Raw genomic sequence first — 16,105 nt, 5'->3', positions numbered from 1 at the left:
TATGAAACTTGCGAAAAAATTGACAGACCTGATCGGCGATACACCGCTGCTTCAGCTTAACAACATCAACCCTGCAATCTGGGCAAAGCTCGAATATTTTAATCCGCAGGGGAGCGTGAAAGACAGGGCGGCCTATTATATGATCAAAGACGGAATCGACCGCGGCCTTATTAAGGACGATACGGTAATTGTGGAATCGACAAGTGGAAATACGGGGATTGCGCTTGCCTATATCTGTACCTGCCTTGGTTTGCGCCTGGTGCTTACCATGCCGGAATCCATGAGTATCGAGCGCAGGAACCTTCTTGCAGCTCTTGGCGCGGAACTGGTGCTTACGCCGGCTGCAAAAGGAATGCGCGGCGCGATCGAGCAGGCGAAAGAAATTTGTGCCAAAGAAAACGGATATATGCCAAACCAGTTTGAAAGCTTGGCGAACGTGCAGGCCCACAAAGAAACAACCGCGCCTGAAATCCTGCGCGATCTGGTAGACGATGTGGATATTTTTGTCGCGGGCGTGGGAACGGGAGGAACGATCACAGGCTGCGGAGAAGTATTTAAGGAACGGCTTTCGGATGTGCAGATTGTGGCGGTTGAGCCCGCCGAGAGCCCGGTGCTGTCCGGAGGAAAAGCGGCTCCGCACAAAATACAGGGAATTGGTGCGGGCTTCGTACCAAAGATTTTAAACAGGGACGTGATTGACGAAGTGATGCAGATCAGCGCGGAAGAGGCGTATGAAATGGCCCGCACACTGGCGCACAAGGAAGGCGTATTGTGCGGTGTGTCGTCGGGAGCGGCGCTTGCTGCGGCTGTTAAGCTTGCAGAGAGGCCGGAAAACGCAGGTAAGAAAGTTGTCGTAGTACTGCCGGATACCGGAGAACGGTATTTGTCTACGGATCTATTCAGTAACAATCAATAATTGAAAAGGATAAGGGGTGTTTATTATGTTAAAGAATATACCATCTATTATTTCTCCTGAGCTGATGTATGCGCTCATGAATATGGGGCATGGAGACGAAATTTGTTTTGGAGACGCTAATTTTCCGGCGGATTCCATGGGGCAGAGAGTGATCCGTGCGGATGGGCACAAAATTACAGAGCTTCTGGAAGCGGTGCTCGAGCTGATGCCACTGGATATTTTTGTGGATCAACCGGCAGTCCTTATGGACGCGCCTGCCGGAGATGAGCCGGGCGTATGGAAAAAGTATGATGAAATTATCAGGAATAAGGACTTTTCAGGCGGTTACAAGAACGGATTTGAAAAGATGGAGAGGTTTGCCTTTTATGACCGTGCACGCGAATGCTATGCAGTAGTCGCGACCGGGGAAAGCGAAGGCTATGCAAACATAATTTTAAAGAAAGGCGTTATCTTGTAACAGCGGTAAAGAGGGCATAAGAATGGAATTTACGTTTCAAATTCCCACTAAAATCATAGTGGGCGAAGATTGTGTGAAAAAAAATGCGTCGCTTCTTTCCTCATTTGGAAAACGTGCTGTGATCGTAAAATCGGGTTCCGCAGGTAAAAATGGCGCGCTCAGTGATCTGTGTGCGGCTCTTGAGCAGGAGGACGTTTGTTACCATGTATGTGAAAATGTGCCGCCGAATCCTTCGCCGGAAGATGTCGCAAAGTTATTGGGTTATGCGCCGAATTTTGATTTTATAGTCACTGTGGGCGGCGGAAGCGCGATGGACGCGGCTAAAGGCGTTGCGGTGCTTGCAACGAACGATATGCCGGCGGAAGGACTCTACGAAAAATCTTATCAAAACGCGCCGCTGCCAGTAATTGCCATACCAACGACATGCGGTACGGGCAGTGAAGTGACCGCTGTTTCTGTATTGACCGTCGGGGAGACAAAAAAATCGTTTGCGAAGCCGGAGCTTTTTCCCGCAGTTGCATTACTTGACGCAAAGTATCTTAAAACGCTGCCGGATCACGTGATGATCGACACGGCGCTTGACGCATTGGCGCATTGCGTAGAAGGATACCTGATCTTTGAATCGTGGGCGACGCAGATGCTCGCGGAGGAGGCGTTCCGTAATTTTGCTCAGTATAAGGAAGCGCTCAAAGCCTGTAAGTTTACGCCGGAACAGCTTCAATTAATGCTTTATACTTCCACCTTGGGAGGAATTGTGATCAGCATGGCGGGAACGTCCGCCGTACATACAATCGGTTATCCGCTTACCGTGCAAAAAGACATTCCACATGGACGTGCGTGCGCCCTGACGCTGGGCAGGTACGTTGAATTTGTATACGATGCAAATAAGGAAAAGGTCGATAAACTTTGCAGCCTGCTGCAGGTGGACGGCGTACAGGGATTCATTGGCATGATCGACGAAATTTTAGGGGAAAAACCACGTGTAACGAAGGAAGAACTGGAACGTTTCACAGAAATTTCTGCGGCTGACGCGATCCGGAAAAAGAATGCAAAACCGGTTACAAAGGCTGATATCATGAAAATTTATCTTGCATCGCTGCTTGGATAGGAGGAAGGCATGAATAAATCACTGGGAGAGGTATTCCGTTCTGCCTGGAATACGACAAGTCATAATTTCAAAACGCTTTTTACGGGGCTTCTTGCCTATACGGTGCCAACCTTGCTTCTTTCGATTTGCTCTTCGGCAATTTCGCAAAATCCGCGTATGGTATCATTGGGAGGGACGATTTCAATTTTATCGATCCTCTACATGGTATTTGCTTCACCGCTGTTTATGGCTTATATGGTCAGCATACTGCGTTCTTATCACCTGACGGGCGTTCCAGCGACCTTTGCAAACGCCTGGGGAGCGGCAAAGGCAAACTATGTCAGATACCTGACGACGCTACTGGCGGGGATTGTAATTACGTTTGCCGCAGTGATCATCATCATGCTTATTTATATGCTGGTAGCGGCAGGGACGATCGTTTCCTCGATCGGAATGTTTTCAGGTGTGAACAGTATAACCGACGTTATGGCTGTGATCGCCGTGATCCTTCCGGCGATTATCGTGCTTGTCGTATTACTGATGCTCTACATGTTCTGCATCAGCTTCGTACAGTTTATTCCGGGAATGGAGGCGACCAGCGGGTTTGGCGCTGTGTTTAAATCTTTCCGCTATATTTTCCGCGGCAATTTCTGGAAGAGTCTCGGACACGTCTTACTGATTGGCATTATTGTTTCAGTCATTGAAATGGCTGTCATGCTTCCGTGGCTGATACCGTATTTCTCAATGCTTTTTGCAATACCTTATGGGATTTCAACAGACATGCTTACTACAGCAAGCTCGACTCTCATGTTTTGGACGCCGCTTGCAACAGCAGTCAGCACGGTGATTGGGATTTTACTGCAAACGTTTACCACACCGTATATGTTTGAGGTATACCTGAATGCAAAGAGTGTGAGCGATGGAAAGGATTCGCAGGGCGTTATGAATACGGCGCCGTTTAATCCTTATACCAACCCGGCGGGGAACGGCGGGCAGACATGGCAGCAGCCACAGCAGCAAACGCAGCAAATACCTCCGGCCGCTGCTCCCACAACACCGCCGGAAGCGCAACAGCAGCAGAACGAAAACAACGGGAACGATCAGAACAATCAATAAAGAATATAAATGAAAAACCGTTCATCCAACTATGGGTGAACGGTTTTTCTATAAGTAAGGAATCGAATTAGAATTCTACATCTCTGCCATAGTACGCGCAATCGAGGATTTTCCTCATGGATGCAACGTCTGTTTCACGCGGGTTGCTTCCCGTACACGGATCGGCAACCGCATTTTCTGCGATGAAATCCGCGACCTTGAGGTAGTTCTCCTCAGTTACGCCGTTTTCGCAATAACTTTGTTTGATGCTAAGCTTTTTATTGAGCTCCTTTATTGCGTCAACCAGCGAATTAACCAACTGCTTTGTCGTTGCGCCGGGAAGTCCCAGGGCACGTGCGATTTCCGCAAGCTGTTCGCTGCTTGTCTTTTCGTTGTATTCAATTACATAGGGCAACAAAATCGCGTTGCAACGGCCGTGAGGGATGTCAAACTGTGCGCCCGTTTTATGCGCCAGCGAATGGGCAATCCCCAGCAGGGCATTTGAGAACGCCATACCTGCCATACACTGCGCTACGTGCATTGCGCCTCTTGCTTCCACATTGCCTTCAACGGAAGCAACGAGGTTTTCATAGATCATTTGGATTGCCTTTAATGCAAGCGCGTCAGAGAAGGGGCTGCGCAGGGCTGCCACATATGCTTCAATCGCGTGTGTAAGAGCGTCCATTCCTGTATCTGCGGTTAGGGACTTTGGCATTGTCAGAGGAATATTATTGTCGAGTATCGCAATGTCCGGCGTGATTTCAAAATCTGCCAGCGGATACTTGATCAGCGTATTGTAATCTGTAATGACTGAAAAAGCGGTTACCTCGGTGGCTGTGCCGGATGTAGACGGGATAGCCACGAAAATTGCTTTCTGGCGTAATTTTGGCATAGTAAACGGATCCTTGATATCGTCAAAGGTCTTTTCCGGATATTCATAGAACACCCACATTGCCTTTGCCGCATCAATCGGCGAACCACCGCCGATTGCGACGATTACGTCCGGTTCAAAGTCGCGCATTGCCTGGGCGCCGCGGTAAACGGTCTCAACAGAAGGATCGGGCTCGACTCCTTCAAAAAGCTTCGTTTCAAGTCCGGCTTCATGAAGAACATTTTCCAGCTTTTCAAGGAAACCGAATTTCTGCATGGAGGAACCGCCGGTCACGATGATCGCGCGTTTATAACCTTTCAGGCAGGAAAGCTCATTGATTGCGTCAGGACCAAAATACAGGTCGCGGGGTAAAGTAAATCTTGCCATAATAAAAACTTCCTTTCATAATTTTTCTTACACTTCATAATTTTTCTTACACTTTATTGATAACCAATTAAGTGATTCAGTACTCTTTATACTGCTCATTTTCACACATTGTTAAATATATATCAAACTATATTTTCTAAATCAAAAATGATATAACGACAAAAATTATTATTAATATGGTAATTTGTAATGCCTGATAAAACGCCTGAAATGGGAATAAATAGAAAGCTATCACAAAACAGTGTGATTGTGCTAATATAGTAATGGTTAAATACAAGATAGGAAAAGCGTATGTGGAAATTAGCAAGGTATTTAAAAAACTACAAAAAAGAAGTCGTTTTGGGGCCGATCTTTAAGTTGATTGAAGCGATCCTCGAGTTGATTGCGCCCCTTATTATGGCGAATATCATTGATCTGGGAATCAAAAATGCCGACAGGGATTATATCTTCCGTATGGGGGGAGTAATGATTCTTATTGCTGCGGTAGGTCTTTGCTGTGCGCTTGTTTGCCAGTATTTTGCCGCAAAAGCATCCCAGGGATTTGGAACCGACCTGCGCAATCAAATGTTTGCGCATATTGGGAGGCTTAGCCATGCGGAAATTGATGACATTGGTACGCCATCGCTGATCACGCGTATCACAAACGACGTAAACCAGCTCCAGGTGGCAGTGGCGATGCTCATACGCCTTGTGATCCGTGCACCGTTTCTGGTGATTGGCGCTACCGTAATGGCAATGATTATAGATTTGAAAATGTCGGTCATTTTTCTTGTCGCGGCTGTGGGAATTGCGGTTGTGCTTTACCTTATCATGACAAAATCAGTGCCGTTTTACCGTGCGATCCAAAAGATGCTGGATCGGATTTCACTTGTGACGAGGGAGAATCTTTCAGGCGTGCGCGTCATCCGCGCATTTTCCAAACAGGAAAAAGAACAGGAGCGGTTTCAGGAAGCTACAGGAGAGTTGCAGGATGCGGCAATCCGCGTTGGGAAAATATCCGCGCTTTTGAATCCTCTTACCTATTTGATCGTGAACCTTGCGATTATTGCCATCATTTGGTTTGGCGGAAATGCCGTTAATATGGACGCTTTAGAGCAAGGGCAAATCGTGGCCCTGGTGCAGTATATGACGCAGATATTGCTTGCGCTTATCGTCGTCGCAAATCTTGTGGTTATTTTTACAAAAGCCTCGGCTTCGGCTGTCAGGGTTAATGAGGTATTGGAGCAGCAGCCGGGCATTGAGGATAAAGGGAATGAGAATATCAAAGCGGACGGCTCAACAAGTACACCAAAAATAGAGTTTGATAACGTTTCTTTTTCCTATGGAAGCGGAGACGATGCGCTGACGGACGTCTCGGTCAGGATCATGCGGGGGCAGACAATCGGTGTGATCGGAGGTACTGGTTCCGGAAAATCGACCTTTGTCAACCTGATTCCCAGGTTTTACGACGTGGAAAAGGGAAGGGTGCTTTTTGACGGGATCGATGTGAGAGAATATCGTTTTTCGGATTTGCGCGGACAGATTGGTATGGTTCCTCAAAAAGCGGTGCTTTTTACGGGCACTGTGCGTGAAAATATGCTTTGGCGTGATGAAAATGCGACGGATCAGGAAATTTGGGATGCGCTGCGGGTGGCGCAGGCAGATGAATTTGTGGGCCGGATGCCCCAAAAGCTGGATACCCAAATTTTACAGGGGGGTAAAAATCTATCAGGGGGCCAAAAGCAAAGGCTTACCATAGCACGCGCGCTTGTTGGCGGGCCTGATGTGCTGATTCTGGATGACAGCGCGTCCGCGCTTGATTTTGCCACGGACGCTGCGCTCAGACGGGCAATCAGGGAATACAGCAGGGATATCACGGTAATTATGGTTTCCCAGCGGGCGACGACGTTAAAAAATGCAGATAAGATCATTGTCTTTGACGACGGCAGGGTAATGGGTGTGGGAACGCATGACGAACTGTTTGAAACCAATGAAATATATCGCGAGATATGCCTTTCCCAGCTCAGCGAAAGCGAGGTGAAAGGCAATGCTTAAAAACAAGGATGTGATCAAAAGGCTCGTTGGTTTTCTGGCACGTTATAAAGGATATCTGGTAATTGCTTTGGTCAGTGCCGCTCTCAGCGTTGCGATGTCTTTATGGACACCCGTTTTAATTGGTAACGCGGTGGATTTGATTGTTGGGCCGGGCAACGTTGCCTTCGCAAAGATCGTCCCGATTTTGCTGACTATTGGCGTTGCAATCGGTCTTTCGGCGCTTTTCCAATGGATTATGACAAGATGCACCAACCATGTGACATATCATGCAGTGCGCGATTTGCGTGTCGCGGTATTTGAGCGGCTGAAAAATATCCCGTTAAAGTACATCGACGGACATTCCCATGGAGACCTGATCAGCAGGGTTGTAAACGACATCGACCAGATTTCCGATGGACTGTTGCAGGGGTTTGCGCAGCTTTTTACCGGGGTTGTAACCATTGTAGGCACGCTTCTCTTTATGTTGTCTATTAATATGACGATCACGCTTGTGGTGGTATTGATTACGCCTTTATCGCTTTTTGTTGCTGCCTTTATCGCAAAAAGATCATTCCATCTGTTTCGCGAGCAGGCTGCGGTACGAGGGGAGCTCAGCGGATATATCGAGGAAATGGTCGGAAACCAGAAGATTGTAAAAGCCTTTGGCTATGAGCAGAGGGCGCAGGATGCTTTCGAAGAGATCAACGGCAGATTATATACAAGTGGAGTTAAATCGCAGTTTGCCTCATCGCTTACCAATCCAAGTACGCGTTTTGTGAATGCGATTGTTTATGCGGTGGTAGGAATTGTAGGAGCGGTTTCCGCGGTGAACGGCGGTATTTCAATCGGACAACTATCCAGTTTTTTAATTTATGCAAATCAGTATACCAAGCCCTTTAACGAGATATCCGGCGTCGTAACGGAGCTGCAAACCGCCCTCGCTTCGGCGCGCAGGGTGTTTGAGGTGTTGGACGAGCCGCTTGAAGCGCCGGACAGTCCGGATGCTGTAGTCGTAGAGACAAGCAATGGAAACGTAAGCATGGAAAATGTGTCCTTCTCCTATGTTCCGGACAGGAAGCTGATCGAAGGACTTACCGTGCATACAAGATCAGGCGAACGTGTGGCAATCGTAGGACCAACAGGAAGCGGAAAAACTACGATCATCAATTTGTTGATGCGTTTTTACGATGTAGACAGCGGCACAATCAGTATTGACGGTAGGCAGATCAAAGCGATGACGCGCAATTCCATGCGTGCGCTTTATGGCATGGTGTTGCAGGAAACGTGGCTGTTTGCGGGCAGTGTGCGCGATAATATTGCTTACGGCAAACCGGATGCTACGGAGGAAGAGATCGTAGAAGCCGCAAAAGCGGCGCATGCGCATAGTTTTATTAAACGCCTGCCGGATGGTTATGACACGATTATTTCGGAAGACGGCGGAAACATATCCCAAGGGCAAAAGCAGCTTTTGTGCATTGCACGGGTGATGCTGGTTCAGCCGCCGATGCTGATTCTTGACGAAGCGACAAGCAGCATTGACACGCGCACGGAAATGCAAATACAGCGGGCCTTTGAAAAGCTGATGAAAGGGCGCACCAGCTTTGTTGTGGCACACAGGCTTTCCACCATACGCGAGGCGGATTGTATCCTTGTAATGAATGAGGGGAGCATCGTAGAGCAGGGAACACATCGTGAATTGATCGAAAAAGGCGGCTTTTATGCCGGACTTTACAACAGCCAGTTTGAACAGGCTGAATAAGAAAGCAAATAAAAAAGCTGTCCTGGAAACAAGACAGCTTTTTCCATATCAGTAGATATTGCCGCCGCCGTATTGCTCGATAAATTCTTCGTAGGTTCCCTGCTTGTCAAGCAAGCCGTCCGGGGTAAAGCGGATAATGCGGTTTGCAACCGTATCGATAAATTCGTGGTCATGCGATGCAAACAACACCGCGCCCTTAAAATCAACAAGACCATTATTTACCGCTGTGATCGACTCAAGGTCCAGATGGTTGGTAGGCTGGTCCAGAACAAGGACATTCGAACCAAACATCATCATACGCGAAAGCATGCAACGGACTTTTTCGCCGCCGGAAAGCACGTTTACCTTTTTGAAAACATCCTCGCCGGAGAAAAGCATACGTCCGCAAAAACCACGCAGGTATGTTTCTGTCGTATCCTTTGAATATTGACGAAGCCAATCGAGAATATTCAGGTCGCACTCGTCAAAGAACGACGAATTATCTTTGGGGAAGTAAGACTGGGACGTTGTACCGCCCCATTTAAACGTTCCTTCGTCCGGCTCCATCTCTCCCATCAATATCTGGAAAAGCGTGGTCGCAGCGATTTCAGTATCTCCAAGGAAAGCAATCTTGTCTTCACGGCCCATCACAAAGCTTACATTGCTCAGTACCTTTTCGCCGTCAATCGTTTTGGAAAGGTTTTCAACGGTCAATACTTCCTTTCCGATCTCGCGGTCAGGCGTAAAACCGACAAACGGATACCGGCGCGAAGAGGCGGGCATTTCCTCAAACTCCAGCTTATCCAAAAGCTTTTTACGCGAGGTTGCCTGCCGTGACTTTGATTTGTTTGCGGAAAAGCGCTGGATAAACGCCTGCAATTCCTTTGCCTTTTCTTCATTCTTTTTGTTCTGGTCGCGCATCATCTTCTGTATCAGCTGGCTTGATTCGTACCAGAATTCGTAGTTGCCCACATACATTTTGATTTTGCTGTAATCGATGTCCACCATGTGCGTACATACTGTGTTGAGAAAGTGGCGGTCATGCGATACGATGATGAGGGTTCCTTCATAATCCATCAGGAAATCTTCCAGCCAGTGCACGCTTGCAACGTCTAAATGGTTAGTCGGCTCGTCAAGCAGGATTATGTCCGGCTTGCCAAACAGCGCCTGTGCGAGCAATACCTTGATTTTTTCATTGTCCGGCAGGGAAGACATGGTTTGATAAAGGATGTCTTCAGAAAGCCCAAGCCCCTGTATCAGTTTGGATGCGTCGGATTCTGCTTCCCAGCCGTTGAGCTCCGCAAATTCGCCTTCCAGCTCGCCGGCACGAATGCCGTCCTCATCCGAAAAATCCGGTTTTGCATACAGCGCATCCTTTTCTTTTGTGATTTCCGCAAGACGCGGATTGCCCATCATAATTGTTTCCAATACCGTATACTCATCAAATGCAAAGTGATCCTGCTTCAGTACGGACATACGAGTGTTTTCCTGAATGTGTACGTCTCCTGTGGTTGATTCCAGATCGCCGGACAGGATACGCAGGAAAGTCGATTTGCCCGCACCGTTTGCACCGATAATACCATAACAGTTTCCGGGCGTGAATTTAAGGTTCACCCCCGAAAAAAGATTTGTTCCGCTAAAATTAAGACTCAAATTCGTTACTGTAATCATTTTTTACTCCATTTACTGTTTTTTACCCAAGTTTGTTCATTATACCATAAAACGGGGATTTGTGGTAAAATAGTCATATTATTTTAACAGGGGAAACGAATGGATCTGAAGGAAACAATTTCTTTATGGAATAAGCTTGAGGATACGAAAAAGCCGATTGTGCTTTATGGAATGGGAAACGGCGCGGATAAAATTCTTGATGAGCTGGAACGCCGCAATATTTCAGCCGCAGGGGTGTTTGCAAGCGATGAATTTTGCAGGGGGCAGCAATTTCGCGGATTTCAGGTCGTAAACTATGCGCAGGCAAAGGAGCGGTTTGCGGAGATGGTCGTTCTGGTTGCGTTTGGAACGCAGCTTCCAGAGGTAATGTCGCGTGTCAAACGTATTGCAGAAGAGCAGGAATTGTACGTTCCGGATGTGCCGGTGGTCGGCGGACGCGTATTCGACAGCGATTTTCTGGATGAAAATATAAAACAATTTGAAGAAGCGTACGGGATGCTGGAAGATGATTTTTCACGAAGAACCTTCTGCGATATGGTTGATTACAAAATAAGCGGCAAGCCGGAGTATTTGTTTGATTGTGAATGCAGCGTTGATTCTGTGTACAGTGAGGTTTTGTCCTTAACTGAGCATGAGACGTATGTGGACGTAGGCGCATACACAGGCGACACCGTAAGGGAATTTATCGGGTATGCAGGGGGATACGATTACATTTATGCGATTGAACCCGACCAAAAAAACTTTGCGAAGCTGCTGAAAAATACGCAGGCGTATGACCGCATAGACTGCTTTCATCTGGCCGCGCATGAAAAGCAGGGGAATCTTGGGTTTTCGCAGCGGGCAGGCCGCAATTCTGCTTGCTGCGGGGATTGCGGCGGGCAGGTAGAGGCAAACAGCCTGGACAGCTTGCTATCCGGGCAAAGGATCACTTATATTAAGCTGGACGTGGAAGGGCAGGAACTAGCAGTTCTAAAGGGAGCAGGTCAAATCATCCGGCAGCAAAAACCAAAACTTCTTGTTTCCGCGTATCACAGAAACGAGGACCTTTTCGAGATTCCGCAGTTGCTGAAACGGCTGCGGGAGGATTACAGGGTTTATTTGCGTCATTACCCTTATATACCCGCGTGGGACACCAATTATTATTTTGTATGAAATAAAAAGACCGGAAAAATCCGGTCTTTTTATATAGCAGTTTTTATCATTAAAAAGCGATGGCGTTACTCTGTCCTGAGCGCTTCAATCGGGTGCATCTTCGCGGCCTTATTCGCCGGATTGATTCCGAAGATAATGCCAATCGCCATGGAGAACAGAACCGCGAGCAGTGCGACGTCGCCGGACATCACATAAGAAGTGCCGAGCGCCGCAGACAGAATTGCGAGCAGTCCCCACGAAGCGGCAAGGCCAATCAGCCCGCCAATCGTGCTCACAACCAGCGATTCAATCAGGAATTGAAGCAGGATGCGCTTTCTGCCCGCACCAATGGCTTTGCGAATACCAATCTCCCTCGTGCGTTCGGCAACAGACACGAGCATGATGTTCATGATGCCGATTCCGCCGACGAGAAGGGAAATACCTGCGATTCCGCCAAACATGAGCGACATCGTATCGGTGATGGAATCCATTGACTCGAGAATCGAGGATTGATTCATAACGGAAAACGCATCTTCATCCTTGAAACGTTGCATCAGGGCGGTGGTTACATCTGCTTCCGCCTGATCCACAAGCTCGCTGCTGCCCGCGGTGATCGTAAAGGAAGTTACGCCCGACACATAAAACATACGCTGCGCCGTTGTGTAGGGAATGATAATGTTGCTGTTCTCCGAACCGATGATCGACTCTCCCGCGTCCGCAAGCACACCAACGACAAGAAAGCTGCGCCCATCTACAGATATTGTCTCCCCGACAATATCTGTCCTGCCAAACAAGTCGTCCGCAATATCTGTTCCAACGACGGCTACTGCGGAATTGTTATCCACATCCGGCGATTTTATGAATCGCCCGTATTGTACGGAGAGGTCGTTGATGTCCGCGTAAGAAGAAGTTGTCCCCACAACAGATGCGGTTGTTGAGGTGTCGCCTGCTTTTAGCGTTGCGCTTTGCGTCAGGGAAGGCGCGGCAAGGGATATGCTGTCATATTCCTCCGGTAGGGCGGCGACGTCGCTTAGCGTCATCGGCTGGTAACGCGTGTTGGTGATGGAAACAGACAATTTATCTGCGCCAAGCGTTTGAAGCGTATCGGTCACCGAGCTTGTGGTACTGCTCACGATTGATACCAGTACCACAACGGCCATAATTCCGATAATGATACCCAGCATCGTGAGGAAAGAGCGCATTTTGCTGGCCCATACGGATGAAAATGCCATGCGGAAGGATTCTAACAACATACGTCATGATCCTCCATTACTTTGCCGTCTAAGATGCGAATGCGCCGCTGCGCCTGCCGTGCGATTGCATCATCATGCGTAATCAGTACGATGGTATTTCCATTTGCATGCAGCTTCGAAAAAAGCTGCAGTATTTCCACACCGGTTTTGTGGTCCAGGTTTCCCGTCGGTTCATCCGCCAGGATGAGGGAAGGAGAAGTAACAAGCGCACGGGCGATTGCAACCCGCTGCTGTTGCCCGCCGGAAAGCTCCGTTGGCTTGTGGTAAATACGTTCTGAAAGGCCCATGCGGTCCAGTGCCTCTATTGCACGCCTTCTGGCCGCTTTTCGTGGTACTCCCTGGTAAAGCAGCGGAAGCTCGACGTTTTCAAGGGCGTTGTTTTTGGTCAACAGGTTAAAGTTCTGGAAAACAAATCCTATCTTAAAGTTGCGAATACGCGTCAGTTCGTCCTCCGTATAGTCGTCGATTGGCTGACCGTCCAGAATATATTCTCCGTCGTCCGCAACGTCAAGACAGCCGATGATGTTCATCAAAGTAGATTTTCCACTGCCTGATGGACCGATGATTGCTACAAATTCACCGTCGTTTATAGTAAGCGATGCCTTATCCAGGGCGTACAGCTCTTCATTTCCTATTGTATATATTTTTGAAACGTCTTTCATTTGAATCATACTGTCGTCTCCTTTCAGTTGCCGGGAGCGCTACCCGGGCCACCACCGTTGCCGCCGCTCGGCGGTTCTCCCATTGCGCTGCCCATATCCGAGCTGCCCCCGGGCATACCGCCGCCCATGCCTCCCTGGAACATGGTATTCACTGAAGATTCGGTGGAGGATGTGTCTGTATAAACGACCTGCTCTCCTTCCGAGAGGCCGGATGTAATTTCGACATTGGTACCGTCGGAAAGTCCCGTTTCTACAGTGCGGCGTTCTCCGAGGAGGCCTTCTTCACTGGTGCCGCCCGCGATGTAAACAAACTGTCCCTCTGCGGATTCCTGCAGTGCGTCAAGAGGAATCAGAAGCACGTTTTCGCTGGTAGCAATCGAAATCGTGGCAGTTGCGTTCATCCCGGCTTTGATTCCGGAAGCTGCCGTATCTGCCAGCGTGATAGTGACGGGGTAAGTAGTAACGCCGGATTGCGCCGTTCCCGCATCTGATATTTTGGTCACAGTACCCTCAAAAACCTGATCTGGAAGAGCATCCAGTACAACGGTTGCCGTCTGGCCATCCTCAATGCTCAGTATATCGAGTTCGTCGATATCGACGGAAAGCGTGTCTGCGGTTCCTGTCGATATCGTAAAGGCTGTTGAGGTGAGGGAATCATCACTGTCACTGGTGGAAGAGGACGTTGCAGCCGATGTTGCGGCAACCGACGAGGAAGAGCCTGAGCTGGAGGCCGACATTCCTGAGCTGCCGGTGTTACCGCCTGGCATAGATCCAGAACCGGATGTTTCCGTGCCAGAAGCAGCAGACGGAGCCTCGACGGAATTTTCTGTCTGGGTACCTTCTGCCGTAGCAGGGAATACCGCGTCAAATGTCAGTGTGTTTCCTTCCGATTCACCGCTGACCACAATATTTTGCACCTGCGCGCCGGAAACGTTTACCTGCGCGTCGTTCTCAAAGTGGTAGCCGGAGGTTGCCGTCAATGTTACAGTTGCCATATAGGCTGTGCCGGATGAAAACTTTGGCTCAGAAGGCGTCCATGTGATTTTTCCGGTGTAGCCAACGCCCGGCATAATCGTCGTCTGCGGCGTATTTTGCTCAACCGGATTGTTGATAAAGATTTCTACGACGCCACTGATCGGCATTACAGACGTTACCTGTGTATCCGCGAGAAGCATAATACTATCGCTGCTGTCTTCTGCTGCAGCCGAAAGAAGCGAAACGTCATTCGTTTCATCCTGATCGGTCGAAAGGAGCGACGAGGTTTTCATCGCCTGTGCGCCGGTTGCGGCCGACTGTGAAGATGAACCGGAAGAGGAGGAATCGGTTGAAGTACTGCCGGAAATAGAGACCGCGCTTATGCTGCCGTCAATATCTGCAACAATGCTGTTTGTCGCGGAGTATTTGACCAACAGGCGAAGCAATTCTTCATATTGAACCCGTTCCGCCAGAAGGGATTCATATTCCGCAGATGCGGCGGCTTCCTGCAGCGTGATCAGCGTATCGCCACTGCTGACGCTTTCATTCAGGGAAACGTCAACGCTGCTCACCACGCCGCTGCCTCCGAGGATTTCGAGTGGAGTGTTGATTTCAAGCGTTCCGCTGCCAAGTACTGTGCCGTCCTCGGACGAGATGCTGACGGTATCGCCAAGAGAAGGACCGTTATCGGTCAATGTGACCGTGCACGAAGAGCTGGAAAGCACAGAAACGGTTCCGGTTACTGTGCTGCCGTCAGACAGTGTAACTGTTACGCTGTCCCCATAGGAGACACCTTCTGTTGTGGCAGGGGTAAAGGTCGTCTTCATTTTCCCGTCGATTGAGAGCACGAGGAGCGATCCGTTTTGGGTAATGACGTCATAGGTGCTTGTGTTTTCAGATGCGTAAATTTGTTTGACGCGCCCGCTGACGGAAGAGGTAATATATTTCGATTCCGTATCGTCTTTTGTGCTGCTGATTTCAGAGTCGATGGAGGAAAGCTTTTCCTGCGCGCTTAAAACAGCACTTTGCAGGGAGGCTGGTTCAAGCGTTGCTAACGTATCGCCGGCCTTTACAGTGTCTCCGGCCTCAACCAATACAGAATCCACTGTGACACCCGCAGGAATTTTGACGTCGGTTGTAGTGCTTGATTCCAAATTGCCGGAGCCTACAACGGTGGTTTCGATCGTACCTGTAGATACGGTAGCGGTTTTCGTCAAAGCGCCCGCTGCCTGTGTATTTCCACGCATAAACTGCGGCAGTAAAAAAACGGCAAGCAATACGACTGCTGCCGTAACCGCACTTATAATAATCCATTTTTTCTTTTTTGATTTTTGCCTTTTTTTGTTCATGAGTTCCTCCTGGATATTTGTTTGTCAATCAAAAAATAAATCTGGAATCAGTGTAAGCCTTACGTGTGAAGTATACATGAACGCAGCGTGAAAGACAGCTTAAGCTTTTACAAAGAGGAGGCATTGTTTCATTGACTTTTTCTGCCGGTTATGCTATCATTTTTGAGTCGGTAATTTGAGCCGAAGTGGTGGAACTGGCAGACGCGCTGGACTCAAAATCCTGTGGTAGTGATACCGTGTGGGTTCGATTCCCACCTTCGGCACCACGTCGCGGCAAGTTCCGCGATTCCAAAGCCCTCGCAAAAGCGAGGGCTTTTTCATGCTCCGCTGCCGCTCCTTTTCCCCACGCGACCCGCTTCGCTGGGCTCGCGCGGGGCCCCGTTTTTAGCTGCATCTATTTTGTATCAGCGGCACCAAAAAGAAAAGTTCATGCGGCAGCATAGGCTTTTCTTTTTTTCTATCGTACGGGAACCGAACCCACCTTGGGTTCCTGCGATGCA

The 16,105-nt window shown here is 48.8% G+C and carries 12 protein-coding genes and 1 tRNA gene; 8 read left to right on the top strand and 5 right to left on the bottom strand.

Annotated features, from left to right (window positions below; all coding sequences use genetic code 11):
• The first annotated feature begins 1 nt into the window (after window position 1).
• From cysK to CHK_RS01515, 4 genes are read left to right on the top strand one after another with little or no spacing between them, the layout of a single operon-like run.
• On the top strand, window positions 2-916 hold the full coding sequence (gene cysK / locus CHK_RS01530; protein ID WP_046442228.1) for a cysteine synthase A: 915 nt from the start codon (window positions 2-4) through the stop codon (window positions 914-916).
• 25 nt (window positions 917-941) lie between these two features.
• A complete protein-coding gene (locus CHK_RS01525; protein ID WP_046442227.1) occupies window positions 942-1,373 on the top strand; it encodes an RbsD/FucU family protein in 432 nt (143 codons plus the stop codon).
• Window positions 1,374-1,395: 22 nt separating this feature from the next.
• Entirely contained in the window at window positions 1,396-2,481 is a 1,086-nt protein-coding gene (locus tag CHK_RS01520) for an iron-containing alcohol dehydrogenase family protein (RefSeq protein ID WP_046442226.1), read from the top strand.
• Window positions 2,482-2,490: 9 nt separating this feature from the next.
• Window positions 2,491-3,576, top strand: a complete 1,086-nt coding sequence (locus CHK_RS01515) for a hypothetical protein (RefSeq protein WP_046442225.1) — start codon at window positions 2,491-2,493, stop codon at window positions 3,574-3,576.
• A gap of 67 nt (window positions 3,577-3,643) precedes the next feature.
• Here the strand turns inward: CHK_RS01515 and CHK_RS01510 are convergent, their stop codons facing one another.
• The gene (locus CHK_RS01510) at window positions 3,644-4,813 is read right to left on the bottom strand and encodes an iron-containing alcohol dehydrogenase (RefSeq protein WP_046442223.1); all 1,170 of its coding nucleotides are present in this window, start codon (window positions 4,811-4,813) and stop codon (window positions 3,644-3,646) included.
• A gap of 291 nt (window positions 4,814-5,104) precedes the next feature.
• Here CHK_RS01510 and CHK_RS01505 point away from each other — a divergent pair, with 291 nt between their 5' ends.
• Both CHK_RS01505 and CHK_RS01500 read left to right on the top strand, forming a co-directional pair.
• Window positions 5,105-6,847, top strand: a complete 1,743-nt coding sequence (locus CHK_RS01505; RefSeq protein WP_046442222.1) for an ABC transporter ATP-binding protein — start codon at window positions 5,105-5,107, stop codon at window positions 6,845-6,847.
• Window positions 6,840-8,585, top strand: a complete 1,746-nt coding sequence (locus CHK_RS01500) for an ABC transporter ATP-binding protein (protein WP_046442221.1) — start codon at window positions 6,840-6,842, stop codon at window positions 8,583-8,585. The genes CHK_RS01505 and CHK_RS01500 overlap by 8 nt, the downstream gene beginning before the upstream one ends.
• Before the next feature lie 48 nt (window positions 8,586-8,633).
• Here CHK_RS01500 and CHK_RS01495 read toward each other — a convergent pair whose 3' ends face one another.
• A complete protein-coding gene (locus tag CHK_RS01495) occupies window positions 8,634-10,235 on the bottom strand; it encodes an ABC-F family ATP-binding cassette domain-containing protein (protein WP_046442219.1) in 1,602 nt (533 codons plus the stop codon).
• Window positions 10,236-10,334: 99 nt separating this feature from the next.
• On the opposite strand from CHK_RS01495, the gene CHK_RS01490 reads away from it, so the two are divergent.
• Window positions 10,335-11,387, top strand: coding sequence for an FkbM family methyltransferase (locus tag CHK_RS01490; protein ID WP_046442218.1), 1,053 nt, complete (start codon window positions 10,335-10,337; stop codon window positions 11,385-11,387).
• 65 nt (window positions 11,388-11,452) lie between these two features.
• On the opposite strand, the gene CHK_RS01485 is transcribed toward CHK_RS01490, so the two are convergent.
• From CHK_RS01485 to CHK_RS01475, 3 genes are read right to left on the bottom strand one after another with little or no spacing between them, the layout of a single operon-like run.
• Entirely contained in the window at window positions 11,453-12,619 is a 1,167-nt protein-coding gene (locus CHK_RS01485) for an ABC transporter permease (protein WP_046442216.1), read from the bottom strand.
• Entirely contained in the window at window positions 12,610-13,290 is a 681-nt protein-coding gene (locus CHK_RS01480) for an ABC transporter ATP-binding protein (protein ID WP_046442215.1), read from the bottom strand. Before CHK_RS01480 ends, CHK_RS01485 begins: the two co-directional genes overlap by 10 nt.
• Window positions 13,291-13,304: 14 nt before the next feature.
• Entirely contained in the window at window positions 13,305-15,605 is a 2,301-nt protein-coding gene (locus CHK_RS01475; protein ID WP_046442214.1) for an efflux RND transporter periplasmic adaptor subunit, read from the bottom strand.
• 179 nt (window positions 15,606-15,784) lie between these two features.
• Here CHK_RS01475 and CHK_RS01470 point away from each other — a divergent pair.
• A tRNA-Leu gene (locus CHK_RS01470) sits at window positions 15,785-15,871 on the top strand.
• The last annotated feature ends 234 nt before the right edge of the window (window positions 15,872-16,105 follow it).

The organism is Christensenella hongkongensis (genome assembly GCF_000981035.1).
Lineage (GTDB): Bacteria > Bacillota > Clostridia > Christensenellales > Christensenellaceae > Christensenella > Christensenella hongkongensis.
This window is presented reverse-complemented; position numbering and strand designations above follow the sequence as displayed.